12 protein-coding genes and 6 tRNA genes are annotated in these 13,760 nt (G+C 61.5%); 3 read left to right on the forward strand and 15 right to left on the reverse strand.

Annotated elements, in window-relative coordinates; genetic code table 11:
- Positions 1-15: 15 nt before the first annotated feature.
- From HWU94_RS06775 to HWU94_RS06835, 13 genes are all read right to left on the reverse strand, one after another.
- Positions 16-1,803 carry a transcription antitermination factor NusB gene (locus tag HWU94_RS06775; RefSeq protein WP_185174808.1) on the reverse strand — a complete coding sequence of 596 codons (1,788 nt, stop codon included), beginning with the start codon at positions 1,801-1,803 and terminating at the stop codon, positions 16-18.
- 2 nt (positions 1,804-1,805) lie between these two features.
- Positions 1,806-2,732 (reverse strand): methionyl-tRNA formyltransferase, encoded by a 927-nt coding sequence (gene fmt, locus HWU94_RS06780; protein ID WP_185173052.1) that lies wholly within the window; start codon positions 2,730-2,732, stop codon positions 1,806-1,808.
- 36 nt (positions 2,733-2,768) lie between these two features.
- Positions 2,769-3,416 carry a peptide deformylase gene (gene def / locus HWU94_RS06785; protein WP_185173053.1) on the reverse strand — a complete coding sequence of 216 codons (648 nt, stop codon included), beginning with the start codon at positions 3,414-3,416 and terminating at the stop codon, positions 2,769-2,771.
- 23 nt (positions 3,417-3,439) lie between these two features.
- On the reverse strand, positions 3,440-4,321 hold the full coding sequence (locus tag HWU94_RS06790; protein WP_185173054.1) for a PD-(D/E)XK nuclease family protein: 882 nt from the start codon (positions 4,319-4,321) through the stop codon (positions 3,440-3,442).
- A 126-nt stretch (positions 4,322-4,447) separates the two neighbouring features.
- Positions 4,448-5,668 carry a CapA family protein gene (locus HWU94_RS06795; protein ID WP_244955917.1) on the reverse strand — a complete coding sequence of 407 codons (1,221 nt, stop codon included), beginning with the start codon at positions 5,666-5,668 and terminating at the stop codon, positions 4,448-4,450.
- A gap of 252 nt (positions 5,669-5,920) precedes the next feature.
- A complete protein-coding gene (locus tag HWU94_RS06800; RefSeq protein WP_185173055.1) occupies positions 5,921-6,724 on the reverse strand; it encodes an MOSC N-terminal beta barrel domain-containing protein in 804 nt (267 codons plus the stop codon).
- Positions 6,725-6,805: 81 nt separating this feature from the next.
- Positions 6,806-6,877, reverse strand: a tRNA-Val gene (locus HWU94_RS06805).
- A 1-nt stretch (position 6,878) separates the two neighbouring features.
- Positions 6,879-6,952 (reverse strand) — tRNA-Cys (locus HWU94_RS06810).
- A gap of 49 nt (positions 6,953-7,001) precedes the next feature.
- Positions 7,002-7,074, reverse strand: a tRNA-Gly gene (locus HWU94_RS06815).
- Positions 7,075-7,123: 49 nt separating this feature from the next.
- On the reverse strand, positions 7,124-8,788 hold the full coding sequence (locus tag HWU94_RS06820; RefSeq protein WP_185173056.1) for an ABC-F family ATP-binding cassette domain-containing protein: 1,665 nt from the start codon (positions 8,786-8,788) through the stop codon (positions 7,124-7,126).
- Positions 8,789-8,998: 210 nt separating this feature from the next.
- Positions 8,999-9,074 (reverse strand) — tRNA-Gly (locus HWU94_RS06825).
- A 33-nt stretch (positions 9,075-9,107) separates the two neighbouring features.
- Positions 9,108-9,179 (reverse strand) — tRNA-Val (locus tag HWU94_RS06830).
- Positions 9,180-9,203: 24 nt separating this feature from the next.
- Positions 9,204-9,276 (reverse strand) — tRNA-Gly (locus HWU94_RS06835).
- Positions 9,277-9,504: 228 nt separating this feature from the next.
- Between HWU94_RS06835 and HWU94_RS06840 the strand changes: the two genes are divergently transcribed.
- The gene (locus HWU94_RS06840) at positions 9,505-10,074 is read left to right on the forward strand and encodes a GNAT family N-acetyltransferase (RefSeq protein ID WP_185173057.1); all 570 of its coding nucleotides are present in this window, start codon (positions 9,505-9,507) and stop codon (positions 10,072-10,074) included.
- Positions 10,075-10,172: 98 nt separating this feature from the next.
- Here HWU94_RS06840 and zapE read toward each other — a convergent pair whose 3' ends face one another.
- Positions 10,173-11,234: a cell division protein ZapE gene (zapE, locus tag HWU94_RS06845; RefSeq protein WP_185173058.1), complete on the reverse strand. Its 1,062-nt coding sequence runs from the start codon at positions 11,232-11,234 to the stop codon at positions 10,173-10,175.
- Positions 11,235-11,467: 233 nt separating this feature from the next.
- On the opposite strand from zapE, the gene ybaK reads away from it, so the two are divergent.
- Positions 11,468-11,962, forward strand: coding sequence for a Cys-tRNA(Pro) deacylase (ybaK, locus tag HWU94_RS06850; protein WP_185173059.1), 495 nt, complete (start codon positions 11,468-11,470; stop codon positions 11,960-11,962).
- Here ybaK and HWU94_RS06855 read toward each other — a convergent pair.
- Positions 11,900-13,228 carry a S9 family peptidase gene (locus HWU94_RS06855; protein ID WP_185173060.1) on the reverse strand — a complete coding sequence of 443 codons (1,329 nt, stop codon included), beginning with the start codon at positions 13,226-13,228 and terminating at the stop codon, positions 11,900-11,902. The two genes, ybaK and HWU94_RS06855, sit on opposite strands and share 63 nt — an antisense overlap.
- A gap of 83 nt (positions 13,229-13,311) precedes the next feature.
- Between HWU94_RS06855 and msrB the strand changes: the two genes are divergently transcribed.
- Positions 13,312-13,734: a peptide-methionine (R)-S-oxide reductase MsrB gene (gene msrB, locus HWU94_RS06860; RefSeq protein WP_185173061.1), complete on the forward strand. Its 423-nt coding sequence runs from the start codon at positions 13,312-13,314 to the stop codon at positions 13,732-13,734.
- The last annotated feature ends 26 nt before the right edge of the window (positions 13,735-13,760 follow it).

Consider the following 13,760-nt stretch of genomic DNA (forward strand, 5'->3'; position numbering starts at 1 on the left):
TGAAAGCTCAGGAGCCTAGTTCTTGCGGAAGAGAGCGAAGAACATGGCGTCGGTACCGTGGATGTGCGGCCAGAGCTGGGCGGTCGTAGCCCCATCAGCTAGGGTCGCGCCCTTGGGCGCTTCGGGAGTGAAAGCCGGGTCCAGTTCCCCGGCAAGGACGGACGCCCCCGTCTCGTCCCTGCGGGCAACGGCCCGCAGGGCGGCGCCGGAGTCCAGCAGGGTTACATCGACCTTGCGCAGAATATCGTGCACGATGCTCTGGGTTTCTGCGGTGTGGGGTGAGCAGGTTACGTAGGCGATCAGGCCGCCCGGGCGGGTAACTGATGCTGCTGCCGTAAAGAGGTCGAGCTGGAGGGGCAGCAGTTCAGCGATATCGCGGGGGCTCTTGCGCCAGCGGGCTTCGGGGCGGCGGCGCAGGGCGCCCAGACCGGAGCAGGGCACATCGACCATGACGCGGTCAAAGCGCACATCGCGGGGCATTCCCTCGGGCAGGTTGGTACCCGCAGCGACGGTGCGCGCAATCTGGCGGCCGTCACCGGCCACTACCGAGTAGGAGGCGGACGGAAGCGGGGCCAGGGAGCGGCGCACCAGCTCGGCCCGGTGCTCGGCAGCTTCATTGGCCAGCAGGCGGGCCCCGCGCTGGGCGCCCAGGGAACCGAGCAGGGCGGCCTTACCGCCGGGGCCGGCGCAGAGGTCAAGCCAGTTACTGTCGCTGCCCTCAAGGGGAGCGTCAGCCAGGGCGCGGGCAACCAGCTGGGAGCCGGCGTCCTGGGCACGTACAACCCCCTCCCGCACCGATTCAAGGCGGGCAAGGTCGCCTGCCGAGTAGAGGGCGGAACCCTCGACCAGGGGGCCATCCTCGGCACCGGCGGCACGGGCTTCGTCCAGGGTTCCCAGGCCAGGCAGGGCAACCAGGTTGACCACGGGTGAGGCGTTGTCGGCGTCCAGCAGGGCCTCAACCTCACCGGGGGTCCGGCCGTGGGCAGCCAGAGCCTGACGGAAGGAGCGTACCACCCAGGCCGGGTGAGACTTCTCAAGGGCCAGGCGGGTGAGCTCGTCGGGGGCTTCCTCGGCGATAAGGGCGTACCAGTCTTCGGGGGTTCGCTCAGAGACCCTGCGCAGTACCGCGTTCACAAAGTTAGCCGGGCCGGTGCCGATCTCGGCGCGGGCCAGGGCAACCGTCTGGTTAAGGGCGGCGTGGTCGGGCACGCGCATGGCCACCAGCTGGTGGACGCCCAGGCGCAGCACCAGCAGAATCTTGGTACCGATTTTCTCCACCGGGCGGTCAACGCAGTGGGCCAAGATCGCATCGTAGGTGCCCTGGTTGCGCAGGGTGCCGTAGGTCAGCTCGGTGGCAAAGCCAGCATCGCGGGCATCAAGCCTGGCAGAGCGAATCGCCTTGGGCAGCACCAGGTTCGCGTAGGAGTCATCCAGGGCAACAGCGCTCAGCACCTCAAAGGCCACGGCGCGGGCCCTATCTGCTGTGCGGGCGCGCTGGGAGGGAGCGGACGCCGAAAACGCTCGGTCCTTGACCGCCTTGCGGTTGCGCTCGTGCCCCTTAGCATTACGGCGGGTCTCTCCCCCGCCGCCGTGCTTGGCCTGGGGCTCACCACCTGGGTTGCGGTTGCCGCGCGAGCCACGGGGGTTCGGAGTGCCCCCGGCCGGCCCCTGCTGGGCGCGGTCGTCGCGCTTGCGAGCCCCGCTGCGGCCCTGGCCAGCCCGGTTAGCACCGGAGCGGTTAGCCCCCGCCCGGCCCTTACCGCCGTTCGAGCGTCCGCCTGCTCCGCGTCCACCTGCGTTCATGCTCATACCAGCACCACTTTCCCTTCTGCCAGGGCCGAGCCCTGACCGCGCGCCCAGTCGGCGGCGTTCATCATTTTCTTGCCTGCAGGTTGCACCTGGGTCAGTTCTAGAGCGCCGTCAGCGCAGGTGACGGCCACCTTTTTACCGGTCCAGAAGAGGGTTCCGGGCTCCCCCACGGGCTGAGCCTGGCTGGTCTTGGCCATGCCGAGTTTGAAGCGGGCTCCGTCGAGTTCAGCCCAGGCCCCGGGTTCGGGGGTCACACCGCGCAGCTGGGCAATAACGTCAGCACAGGAACGGTCAAAATCCACCCTGCCATCGGCAATAGTGAGCTTAGCTGCGTGGGTAGCTTCCCCGGCCTGCGGGGTGCCGGTAGCCCCGGCGGCAATATCGTCAAAGGTAGCAGCCAGCAGGGCACCGCCGGTGGACGCCAGACGGCCCAGCATATCCCCGGCGGTATCGAGTTCCCCCACCGTGGCCGATTCGGACCGGAAAACCGGGCCGGTATCAAGCCCTGCGTCAATACGGAAGGTGTTGGAGAAGATCTCGGTCTCCCCCGCCATCAGGGCCCGCTGCACAGGAGCTGCCCCGCGCCAGGCAGGTAGCTGCGAGAAGTGCAGGTTAATCCAGCCCTGGGGCAGCAGATCGAGGGCGCTCTGCGGCAGCAGGACGCCAAAGGCCACCACCGCCGCAATATCGGCACCCAGCTGCGCGACGGCGTCCGCAACCTCATCGGACCAGCGGTTGGCCTTGATGATGGGCAGGCCCAGCTCCTGGGCGCGGGCTGCCACCGGGGACGGGGTCAGCACCCGCTTGCGCCCGACGGGGGCGTCCTCGCGGGTGAGCACCCCCACCACCTCGTAGCCCGCCTCAAGCAGGCCGTTCAGGGGCGCGACGGCGACCTCCGGGGTACCGGCGTAGAGAACCTTCATGCTTACCTTTCCACTCAAACGTTCAAACCAGCAGGTTTAGATACCAAAAGCGCCGGGCTTTTTGGCGGCAGGCTGCTGGGCCCCGCTTATCTGAGCCCCGCCAGTCTGGGCAGCAGCGCCGAAGGAACCGCCAAGGGCACCAAAGCCCGATGAGGTTTTCGCTGCGCGTTCACCCTGCACCGCAGCGGCAACCTGGTTGTAGTCAGCCTGACGAATCTTGCGCCAGATATTCTTCTTGTCCTCGCCCTCAACCCGGTCGATGAACATGGTGCCGTAGAGGTGGTCAGTTTCGTGCTGGAGCATACGGGCAAAGAGCCCCTCACCCTCGTAGACCACCGGTTCACCCTTGCAGTTCACGCCGGTGACCCGTGCCCAGTTCTTACGCGGGGTAGCGGCAGATAGGCCGGGGACCGACAGGCATCCCTCGCCACCCTCCTGGGGTTCGGCGCCTACCTCAAGCACGGGGTTGATGATGTGCCCCTCGAGGCCATCAATATTGCCGAAAGTAAAGATGCGCTTAGAGATACCCACCTGGGGCCCAGCTAGACCTACGCCTTCAACGTCGTACATGGTTTCGAGCATGTCGGCCACCAGCTTTTCAAGGTCGGCGTCGAACACGGTGATGTCGTCGCACTCAGTGCGCAGAACGGGGTCGCCTACAGTGCGAATGGGCAGAATAGTCATGCTTCTCTTTCTCGTCGGTGAGGTTAGGACGCCGCTGCGTCGGGTAAATCTGTACCGGCAGCAAGCGGGGGCGGCACCACCGGCATGAGGGAATCTTCGGGGGTTTCTGAAAGGTCGCGGTTGAGGTCCCAGACCCGTTTGAGGGCGCAGAACTTATACCAGTTGCGCTCTAGCACCTGAGGGTTGGCCTGCTGGGGTACCACCTGGGTCTCGCCCAGGGCCACGCCCATCAAAATACTTGCGCCCCCGTGCTTCCAGGGTTCCCAGGTGCCGTGCTCGGCGTCGATGAGGGCTTCTTCAGCCTTGACCCCGGCAACTAGCTGCATAACGACCTTATCGTCGAGCGGTTTCACCCGCCCCTTCCGGTCGGTTCCCTTGGTCTTGTAGTCAATGATGCAGGTATGCCCGGCTATCTCGGCTACCAGGTCGAGGGTGCCCGCGTAGCCAACCGTCTCGTTCCAAATGGTGACTTCGGTAGCCAGGGGCTTGGGCCGGTAGAGTTCCCACCACTCATCGAAGCGGTCGGCGTATGCCTGCTCGCCGTGGGCAATGAGGTTCTCCCGGTAGCCCTCAACTTCGTGGGGCAGCCCCATGGCGCGCAGGGCAACCTGCTCTGCATAGTTATGCACGCGGTCCCCCCGCGCCGCCGCTGCGTCGCGGTAGCGATCCGAGGCGGCTGCGGCGTCCCGAATCACCGCGAATTTAAGCCCGGCCGAGCTAGAAGCCCGGTAGGATCGCTGATCTTCAAGGGCAGCTTTGGCAGCCATGTAGCCGTGCCAGCCCGAGAGGTCGTTAGCCTGCTGCCCAATCACCGTGGTAATCGAGGGAACCAATAGCTCCCCGCCGACCGTGCGCGCGTACATGCGACCGTGGTCGGTTGCTGACGCTAGCATGGGTGTGGTCACGCGGCCGTCCTGACGTCGGGAGAAAAATCGAAAAGCGCCCAGCCTTCACAGCGTATCTGGCGCTCTATCGATTATACGCACCTCTCTTCCCCGGCACGAGGGGGCGAGCGGGTTAGACCGCTTACCCTAGCTCCACTGGCGGGCACCGGCCTCAGCCGCCCCCATAGACTCAACAATCTGCTGGACGCGGGCATTGGACTGCTGGGCATAGTCTTCATCAACACAGTCGGAGGCAGGACGGCTGGGTGAGGTAATGCAGTAACGGTAGGCAGGGTTATCGACCATCGTGCTAGAAACCCAGCGGAAATCGCGCACCTGCCAGGTGCCGTCCTCCCCTCGCTCAAAAATAGGGTTGACCATAATTCCCTCGTTGTTGGCGACGTAGGAGGGTGAAAGCTCGGTGAGGTTGTTCCCCATGCCGTAGACAATCCAGGTTCCCTTGTAGTATTCGATGGGCTGTACGGCGTGGGCGTGCTGGCCCACGACCAGGTCGAACTCCCCTGAATCAACGAGAGCGTGTGCCACCTCGACCTGCTGGGCAGAGGGCTCGTGCACGTACTCATCACCAGCGTGCATGTTGGCAATGACCAGGTCAGCGCCCTCTTCGCGGGCACGGGCAGCCTTAGCAATCATGGCTGCTGAGTCGAGCATATCGACCTGCCAGGGGTGTTCAGGAACGTAACCGTTGAGCCCGTAGGTTCCGGTGATAATTGCTACCCGGGCGCCGTTGGCGGTGGTGAAAACATCGGGCTGGGCTGCCTCTTCTTCGGTGAGAGAAGTGCCGGTAACACCCATTCCCGCCGCTTCAACCGCGCGGTAGGTTCGCTCCAGCCCCTCGGTGCCCTGGTCGTAGGAATGATTAGATGCCGTCATGCAGACATCCCACCCGGTTTCAGCGGCCGCCGTCAGAATCTGGGGCGGCACGTTGAAGTTGGGGTAGCCAGAAAAGGGGCCATCCGCATCGGCGACCACTGTTTCCATCTGGCAGACCGCCAGGTCAGCACGGTCTAGGTAGGGGCGCTGTTCGCTGATCAGGGGTGTGAAGTCCAGGCCCAAGCTACCGGCTGCCGCCGCGTCAGCCTCTGCCTGGCCCCAGAGCATATTGTGCATCAGAAAATCACCGGTAAAGAGCAGGGAGACGCAATCCGCCTCGCCGCAGGCCCCGCCGGCGGCTGAAGCGGTCAGGGTACCCGATTCGCTGGCCTGCCCTGCCTCTGCGCGTGCCACCTGCCCCTGCCCGTCCTGCTGGACGGCGGCGTCCGCCCCGCCACTTTCCGTAGTCTGCGAGCTACAGCCTGCCAGGGCCAGGGCGCTCAGGCAGAGGAAGACGAAGAGGCGACGGTGCACGGTGGGGTCCTTTCAGCAGGGGTGTTACCAGCACCACCCTACCTAAAAGTGCCGCAGGGCACATATTGTTACCAAATGTCTACGCCTGCCAGGGCATAAGTTGAAGCCCCGCCCTGCAACTCGATGGACGTTACCGTAGCCCCCCCCTGCAGCTCCTTGGGCAGAGCCAGGCGGACGCCCCCGCGGCAGCTACCACGTTCTCGGGCAGGGTACAGAGGGTTGAGTCCCCACTGTGGGTAAGGTCAAGAGCCGTTAGCCTGGTGGCAGACCCGGCGCGGCGGCTGCGAGGCTTGCGTATATACCCGCCGTTGGCTCACCGCGCAGGTTGCGGGGCCGATAAGAGGCCAGAAGTTTGAGCAGCCGGGCTGTACGCAGCCCGGTGTCTGGCTGGACGTCGATGACGGCGCACCTGCCGACACCTTCACCGGCAACCAGTTGCAGGCCGTGCAGCTCAGCCGGCACGCCGCGTCCTGCCTGGAGGGTAAGCGTTTTCCCCTGCCATCTATCTTCAATGTAGGGCGTTGAGGTTTCTACCACCAGGTTGCAGCGTAGCCTGGCCGCTATTTCATCAGGGTTCAGCGGCTGTTCAGGGTTGAGCTGCCGGGCAATCTCGACCAGGGTGGCGGTACCGATCAGAGAGAAGGCCCCAGCGTATACCAGGTTCTGCCGGGGTGCGAAGGCCAGGGCCACAGGCTTCTCTAGGTAGTTACTAAGAGCTTCGTTGACCGGGTGGTCGTAGACCGCAAGCTGTTTCTCAGCGCCCCAGGAGGTGAAGGTGCTGCTGGCAGCCCTGGTGAGGGCTGGGACTGTGTAGCTGCCTGCCCCGAGCATGTGCAGGGTGAGCTCTGCCTTTCCGTCGCGGGCGATCAGGTCGGTGGTGATACCCATCAGGGTCGGGTGGGCGACGGTGCGCAGTACGGTGCGGTCGGTGGGTGAGACGAGGGCCCAGCGGCGGTTGTAGAGGGGGCCGGACGCGGTGATCTCGGCTGTGGTGCGCGCTTGATGGCGGGCGCCTTTGAGGGGGCTATAACCGAAGTGCGTGACGGTGAGGTGCATGGTTCTAGTCTTGCACAGTGCGGTCTGATGATGCGGGGCAAGCAAAAGGCTCCCTAGCTAAAGCTAGGGAGCCTTTCTTTGTGCGCGATACTGGGATCGAACCAGTGACCCCTTCCATGTCAAGGAAGTGCGCTACCGCTGCGCCAATCGCGCGTGGAGGTGAGGACGGGATTCGAACCCGCGTACACGGTTTTGCAGACCGTTGCCTAACCACTCGACCACCCCACCACACGCCCAGACCGTGGTCTGAGTTGCGAAAACGAGTTGTTTTCGAGAGAGCGGTTGACGAGACTTGAACTCGCGACATCCACCTTGGCAAGGTGGTGCTCTACCAACTGAGCTACAACCGCAACTCGAATAACTATACACAAGGGTAGGTGGTCTTTCAACCTGGCGAGACTATTGCAGGCGCACTTCTTGCCAGTCACTTATCTTGGAAAGAAGGTACCGGTCATGAGTTGCGACAACGACACTCGACTGGGTCCCCCTGAGATGGGGTATAAGTTGGTCGAGCAGGGTCATTGATAGGTGGTTGGTTGGCTCATCGAGCAGCAGGGCATGAGGACGTTGGGCTATTGTGACTGCCAAGTGGAGTCTCCTTTGCTGGCCAGCGGAAAGCTGCTCAACATGGGTGGTACGCGCTTCGCTGGTCAGTAACCCCAGGCTTTCTAGAGTCGGGGTGTCCGAATACTCCGCGTAGGTACCTGCTTGAATGAGGCTTTGCCGATACACATCTTCTGGAGTTAGCGCCGGGTTCCATTGGGGCACCTCTTGCGACAACAGGGCCATCTTCACATCGGGCGCTACGGCCAATTTGCCATTTGTGGGGGCAAGCTCCCCTGCCAGCATAGAAATCAAGGTTGATTTACCGGTCCCGTTTCCACCTGTCACCACAATCTTTTGCCCGGTCCTTAGCGATAAGCTAACGCCCTGAGCGCTGCGCCCCAGATATGCGATATCGCTAGCTTCAAGCACTAGCTTATCTTTCTGGATCCGTACCTCTGGGTACTGCAGAATACTCGGAGGCTCAGGGACTTCAATGTGATAGCTTTCCAGCTCGTTGAGACGTTGCTTAAAGGCTTTGACATGATGAGCAGCTCGTGTTGCCCGCTGATGTTTACCTGTCCCCTTGGGCGGCCGCCACCCTGTCTGTAACCTAGCTCCTGCTTCTTCCACCGCCTGTTTCAGTTCTTCTTTGCGGTTGATGTGGTCTTGATAGGCTTTCTCCCACGCAATACGATCTTTTCGTTTTCCCTTCTGCCTCCCTTTGTAACCACCAGAGTAGACCTGGGGCACCCCGTGTAGTGACGGGTCAAGATCACAGAAAGTCTGCGCAACGTCAACAAGGAGTTGCCGGTCATGGCTAACTACCGCAAATCCGTTCTTTAGCTCCTGCAAAGACTGAGTCAGGAATTCAATTGATTCTCTGTCTAGATGATTAGTCGGCTCATCAAGCAGAAGAACATCTGCCCCGGCGCCAAGAAGCACAGCAAGCCTTACTCTGTGCCTTTGACCTACCGATAGGGTGCTAAGGTTTCGGGATCGGTCTGTACACGCTTTTAGTCCATGGAGCGCTTGGTCGATTTTTCTGTCAATATCCCACGCTTCCAGTGCACTGGCTTTTTCTAGCGCTTGAGCGTAGGCAGCTTCTGCGCCTTCCTGACCAAGCGCGAGTAATTCTGACGCTCTGTCGAGGTCTGCAAGTGCTGTATGTGCATGTTGAGTGGATAGTTTGATAAGGTCGCCTACAGTTTGATGGTCGACCAATGGCATATCCTGCCCAACAAAAGCGATTGTCCCCTGAGATGCCACTTCACCCAGGTCAGGGTTTTCTAGGCCTGACAGTATTTTGAGTAGGGTGCTTTTCCCTGCACCGTTCTCTCCAACGACGGCCATCTTGGTATTTGCCGATATTGTCAGGTTTAAATCTGAGAACAGTATTTTTCCGCCTCTAGTGGCGGAGATGTTTTCTGCTTTGATGTGTGCGGTGGTGGATGTTCCGCTCTGGTGAGTAACGAAGCCTAATGTATGAGGTTCTTCGGGGTGATGTTTGTTATTTCGCATATTCTCTACTAGTCCGTTGAGGGTACGACTATGTACCCGTTCATCTGGGGTGATGGAACGGCGGCTGAAGAGATTGAACCCTAGGTGTAAGCCGCCTTTAGCGGCGGGTCCAGGGCTTAGAGATAGCTGCTGCGAAATACATAGTGAACACTCTATCAAGTGGTGGATAGCGATGCAAAAAAGCCCCGGCTCATTGAGCCGGGGCTTACGTGGAGCGGTTGACGAGACTTGAACTCGCGACATCCACCTTGGCAAGGTGGTGCTCTACCAACTGAGCTACAACCGCATATGCAATTATTTGCAATGGATTTTCATCCAGTGCGCGATACTGGGATCGAACCAGTGACCCCTTCCATGTCAAGGAAGTGCGCTACCGCTGCGCCAATCGCGCATAACACTCGCAAGGAGTGTTGCGAGCGGTTGACGAGACTTGAACTCGCGACATCCACCTTGGCAAGGTGGTGCTCTACCAACTGAGCTACAACCGCATTGTGTTTCAGTTCCTTAGGGAACCGAACCAACGAGTAAATACTTTACACTCTTTTCTAGCTCTTGCCAAATCGGAGCACATCTTCATGTAAACCCTTTTTTACCGCGTATTTTCGCGGTTCTTACCACCACAGCCCCACCCAGCTCAAAATTTTTCTTCTATGCCCTGCACCACATCTTTGGGCACGTACACTGTAAAAAACACTTCTATTCATCGTGGAGTTTTCATGCACCCCCAGCTTCTCACCGAACGTTTTACCTTGCGCCCCTTGCGCGAGGCTGACGCAGAAGCGATGGCTCAAGCCTGCCAGGACCCGGATATTATTCGCTTTTGTCTATCCGTACCCCTGAACTATACGGAAGAGACTGCCCGTGATTTCGTTGCCTACGCCCACCAGGCGAGTGAGAGCGGGCATGAGCTGGTGTGGGGTATTGATGCGAGCGGGGTTTTTGCTGGTGTGGTGAGCCTGTTTAACATCACGGGTTCTTCGGCTGAGGTCGGCTACTGGTTGGCGCCGGGGAGTCGCGGTCAGGGGTTTCTAACCGAGGCTCTAGGTATGGTGGTGGGCTTTGCCCTGGACCCTCAGGGGCTGGGTCTCGATCGGCTGAGTTGGAAGGCGCTTTCTGATAACGAGGCGTCCGAGCGGGTGGCTCGCAGGGTTGGGTTTACCGATTTCCGTACTTTGGTGAAAAGCGAGCCGGGCCGCCCGCTTGAGGACGGTTCCGCTCCCCTGCTTGATATGCGCGCAGCTGAGCTGACGCGCGACCGCTGGGCTGAGCTGGGTTTCCCCGGCTAAGCCTTATCGTCCAACATACCTTCACGCGCTAGAGCGGTGAGGCGAGACGGAGTGAGCGGGTGCGAGCGCGCGAGCACACAAGAGCGAACGGAGTGGTTTCACGCCGTCTTATCGTCCAACATACCTTCACGCGCTAGAGCGGTGAGGCGTGAAACCGCACGGAAGTACTTTTTCTGGTATCCGCCGGTCATCATTTCTTCGGTGAAAACCCGGTCGAAGGGTACGCCGGAGGCGATGATGGGGAGGTCTTTGTCGTAGAGGCGGTCGGCGAGGACGACGAAGCGCAGGGCGACGGCTTGTTGGGTGATGGTGGTGACGTTGCGCCAGGCGATGGCGTCGAGGCCGTCGATGAATTGGCGGTAGCGGGAGGGGTGCACACGGGAGAGGTGGTCGATGAGGGCTTCAAAGTCGTCGATGGCGACGGTTCCGAGCCCACCGAAACGACTATCGACCAGGGAATCGAAATCAGCATCTGCGACGGGTGCGGGGGCGGCGGGTAGGCCGCGGTGACGGAAGTCTTCGCCGTCGACGCGCAGCACGTCGAACTGGTCGGCGAGTACCTGGATTTCGCGTTTGAAGTCGGCTGCTGCGAAGCGGCCTTCGCCGAGGGCGCCGGGCAGGGTGTTGGAGGTGGCGACGAGTTTGACGCCTGCTTCGGCGAGTTCGCGCATCAGGCGGGACATGAGCACGGTGTCACCGGGGTCGTCGAGTTCGAATTCGTCGATGCAGACCAGCTTGTAGTGTGAGAGGGCTTCGACGGTTTTGCGGAAGGTCAGGGCGCCAACCAGGTTGGTGTATTCGACGAAGGTGCCGAAGGCTTTGGGGCCTTCGACCATGTGCCAGAGGGAGGCGAGCAGGTGGGTTTTACCCACGCCGAAGCCGCCGTCGAGATAGAGGCCGGCCTTGGTCTCGTCCTTCTTTTTGCCGCCGCCGAAGAGTTTGCCGAAGAAGCCGCCCCCGCTGGTTGATCCGCCGCGGTTGATGGTTTCGCCGAAGGCGCGCAGGGCGTCGACTGCTGCCTGCTGGGAGGGCTGGGCGGGGTCGGGGCGGTAGGTATTGAAAGACACTTCACCGAAGCGTTCTGAGGGCCTGAACCCTGAGAGGAGTTCGTCGGCTGAGACGTGGGGGGTGCGGTCGGTGAGGTGGGTGTAGGTTGCCACGTGTGGTCTTTCCCTTTGGCGCGACGGTGCGCTGGTGATTCGTACACCCACAGTCTAGTAGCTGGTGGGCAGGTTGCCCAATGTTGCGGTGGGGTTAGTGCGGGGCTGACTCTAAGCCGGTTGGCTTGTTCACAGATTTGCTGGTCAGGCTCTGGGCGGACGCCGGTGGGCGGCTTCTCGTTTTAGGCTGGTAGGTGCATACCTATTGACGTGAGTGAAAGGGAAGAGAAACGGTGGCGAAGGCGAAGAAGAAGGGGGCGGCTACGGCTGCTTTGGCTCTGTTGCAGCAGACCGGTACCGCTTTTGAGGTGCGCGAGTATGAGCATGTGGACGGTGAAACCAACTTTGGCCTGGAGGCTGCCGAAAAGTTGGGCCGCTCCCCCGAGCAGGTTTTTAAGACCCTGATGATTACCCACGAGAAGGATTTTGCGGTCTGTGTGGTGCCGGTGGGTGGCAAGCTGAATGTGAAGGCTGCTGCGGCTGCGCTGGGCTGGAAGTCTGCGAAGATGGCTGCCCCCGATGTGGCGGAGAAGCGCACCGGGTATGTGGTGGGCGGTATTTCTCCCCTGGGGCAGAAGACTGCTCACCCTACCCTGGTGGACGAAACCGCCCAGCTTTTTGACACGATTTTGGTATCGGGTGGGCGCCGAGGCCTGGATGTGGAGCTAGCTGCCGATGACCTGGTTGCGCTGACGCAGGGGGCTTACGCCGATATTGCGGCTGCTTAGCCAGTCGGTGACGGTGTCGAACCAGAGCTGCGGGTCTACGTTCCATTCCCTGGTGTGGGGGGCCTTTTCGAAGGGCACAAAGTCCACCAGAGGAGATAGCTCCGCCAGAGCCTGTGAGGGCTGGTAGGGCACGTAAGTATCATCTACCGAGTGCATGATTAGGGTAGGCACGGTAATGTCGCCTGCCCGGTGGGGCCAGGAAATCTGTTGCAGGCTGATGGGTTCTTTCAGCCCGGTGAGGGTGCTGAGGGCGGGATGGGTAATCATCTGTACACCCAGCTGACCGATGCGCAGCGGAATCTTGTTCAGGTGCGTGTGGTACTGGATGAGCTCAAGCCAGTCCAGGGCAGGGCCGTCCAGCACCAGGGCTTGAATAGCCCGGCGGTTACGGGCCAGGTCGGCGGTCTGCATACAGATTGACCCGCCCATAGACCACCCAAAGAGCACCACGCTGCGAGCGCCGTGGGCCAGGGCGTAGTCGATGGCAACTTCGACGTCCCGCCATTCGGTGAAGCCCAGACCGTAGCGGCCGTCTTCGCTGGCGGGTGCTTCGCGGTCGTTGCGGTAGCTCATGTGCAGGCTGGTGAGGCCCAGGGCCTGGGTGGCGTCGAGGGCGCGCAGGGTTTCGGCGCGGGTTGCGCCCATGCCGTGCACCATGATGGCCCAGGTGTCGCTCGGTTCAGGGGAACCGGGGTCGTCATTTGCTTGCGCTGACCTTGTTTGCTCGCCCAGTGCCGCCCCGGGGTGTACCACCCAGGCAGGGGCGGGGCCTACTGGCAGGGACAGCTCAATATCTTCAGCCCGATAGCCAGCCATAGCGGGATCGGTGGCAACGACCCCGGTCAGGCGTCCGCGCTTTATATCTGCCATTGTGCCCCGGTAAATTTTTTCGATGCTCCGCACCACGGTCTTGTCCCCCGGCAGGTAGGAGGTCAGCTCCCCCAGCAGGGCAAAGCCCGCCCCGCCCGAGAAGTAAAAGCCGTAGTGGCCCGGGGCCAAGGTGCGCTCGGTGGCGTCTATACGGATGCTGGTAGGCTGCTGCCCCTCGGCGATGTCGGCGCTGCTGTATCCCAGGGAGTGTACGCGGACGTCCTCAACCGGCGCCTTGGGGGGAACCACGATTTTGCGGGCGAAGTGGGTAGCGATTCCTGCGGTGCCCAGGGCAGCGGCGCAGGCCAGGGTCGCTCCTGCGGCCCCGGCAACCCCCGCTACGGTAGCTAGGGTGAGGGTGCGGGCGGGTGTGGGGTGTGCGTGCTCAGTAGCCATAATGTCCAGTTTACGGGAATAAGAGCCCCCTGCGCCTGCTTATACTGGTGCACAGATACCGCCCTGATGAAAGCGAGCAAGCTATGAGTGATTCTCTGCCCGGCCTTGGTGCCATTGCCAAGAACTGGAAGGAAGTTCTGAACCCCGATGAGTACGCGGTGCTGCGCCAAGGCGGTACGGAGCGGGCTTTTACCGGTGAGTATTGGGACACCACCACCGAGGGTGTCTACGCCTGTAGGGCCTGCGGCACCGAGTTGTTTCGGTCGACCGAGAAGTTTGAGAGCCACTGCGGCTGGCCCTCTTTCTTTGAGCCGCTCGCTGCTGACCGGGTGCGCTACATCGAGGACCGCTCTTTAGGTATGGTGCGCGTTGAGGTACGCTGTGCCGCCTGCGACTCCCACCTGGGCCACGTATTTGAGGGTGAGGGCTACGATACCCCCACCGACCTGCGCTACTGTATCAACTCTATTAGCCTGACGCTGCACGAGAAGCCGGTCGAAGGTTAGAGTGCACTAGCCCCGGCCAGCGGGGT

The organism is Rothia nasimurium (genome assembly GCF_014217215.1).
Taxonomy (GTDB): Bacteria; Actinomycetota; Actinomycetes; order Actinomycetales; family Micrococcaceae; genus Rothia; species Rothia avistercoris.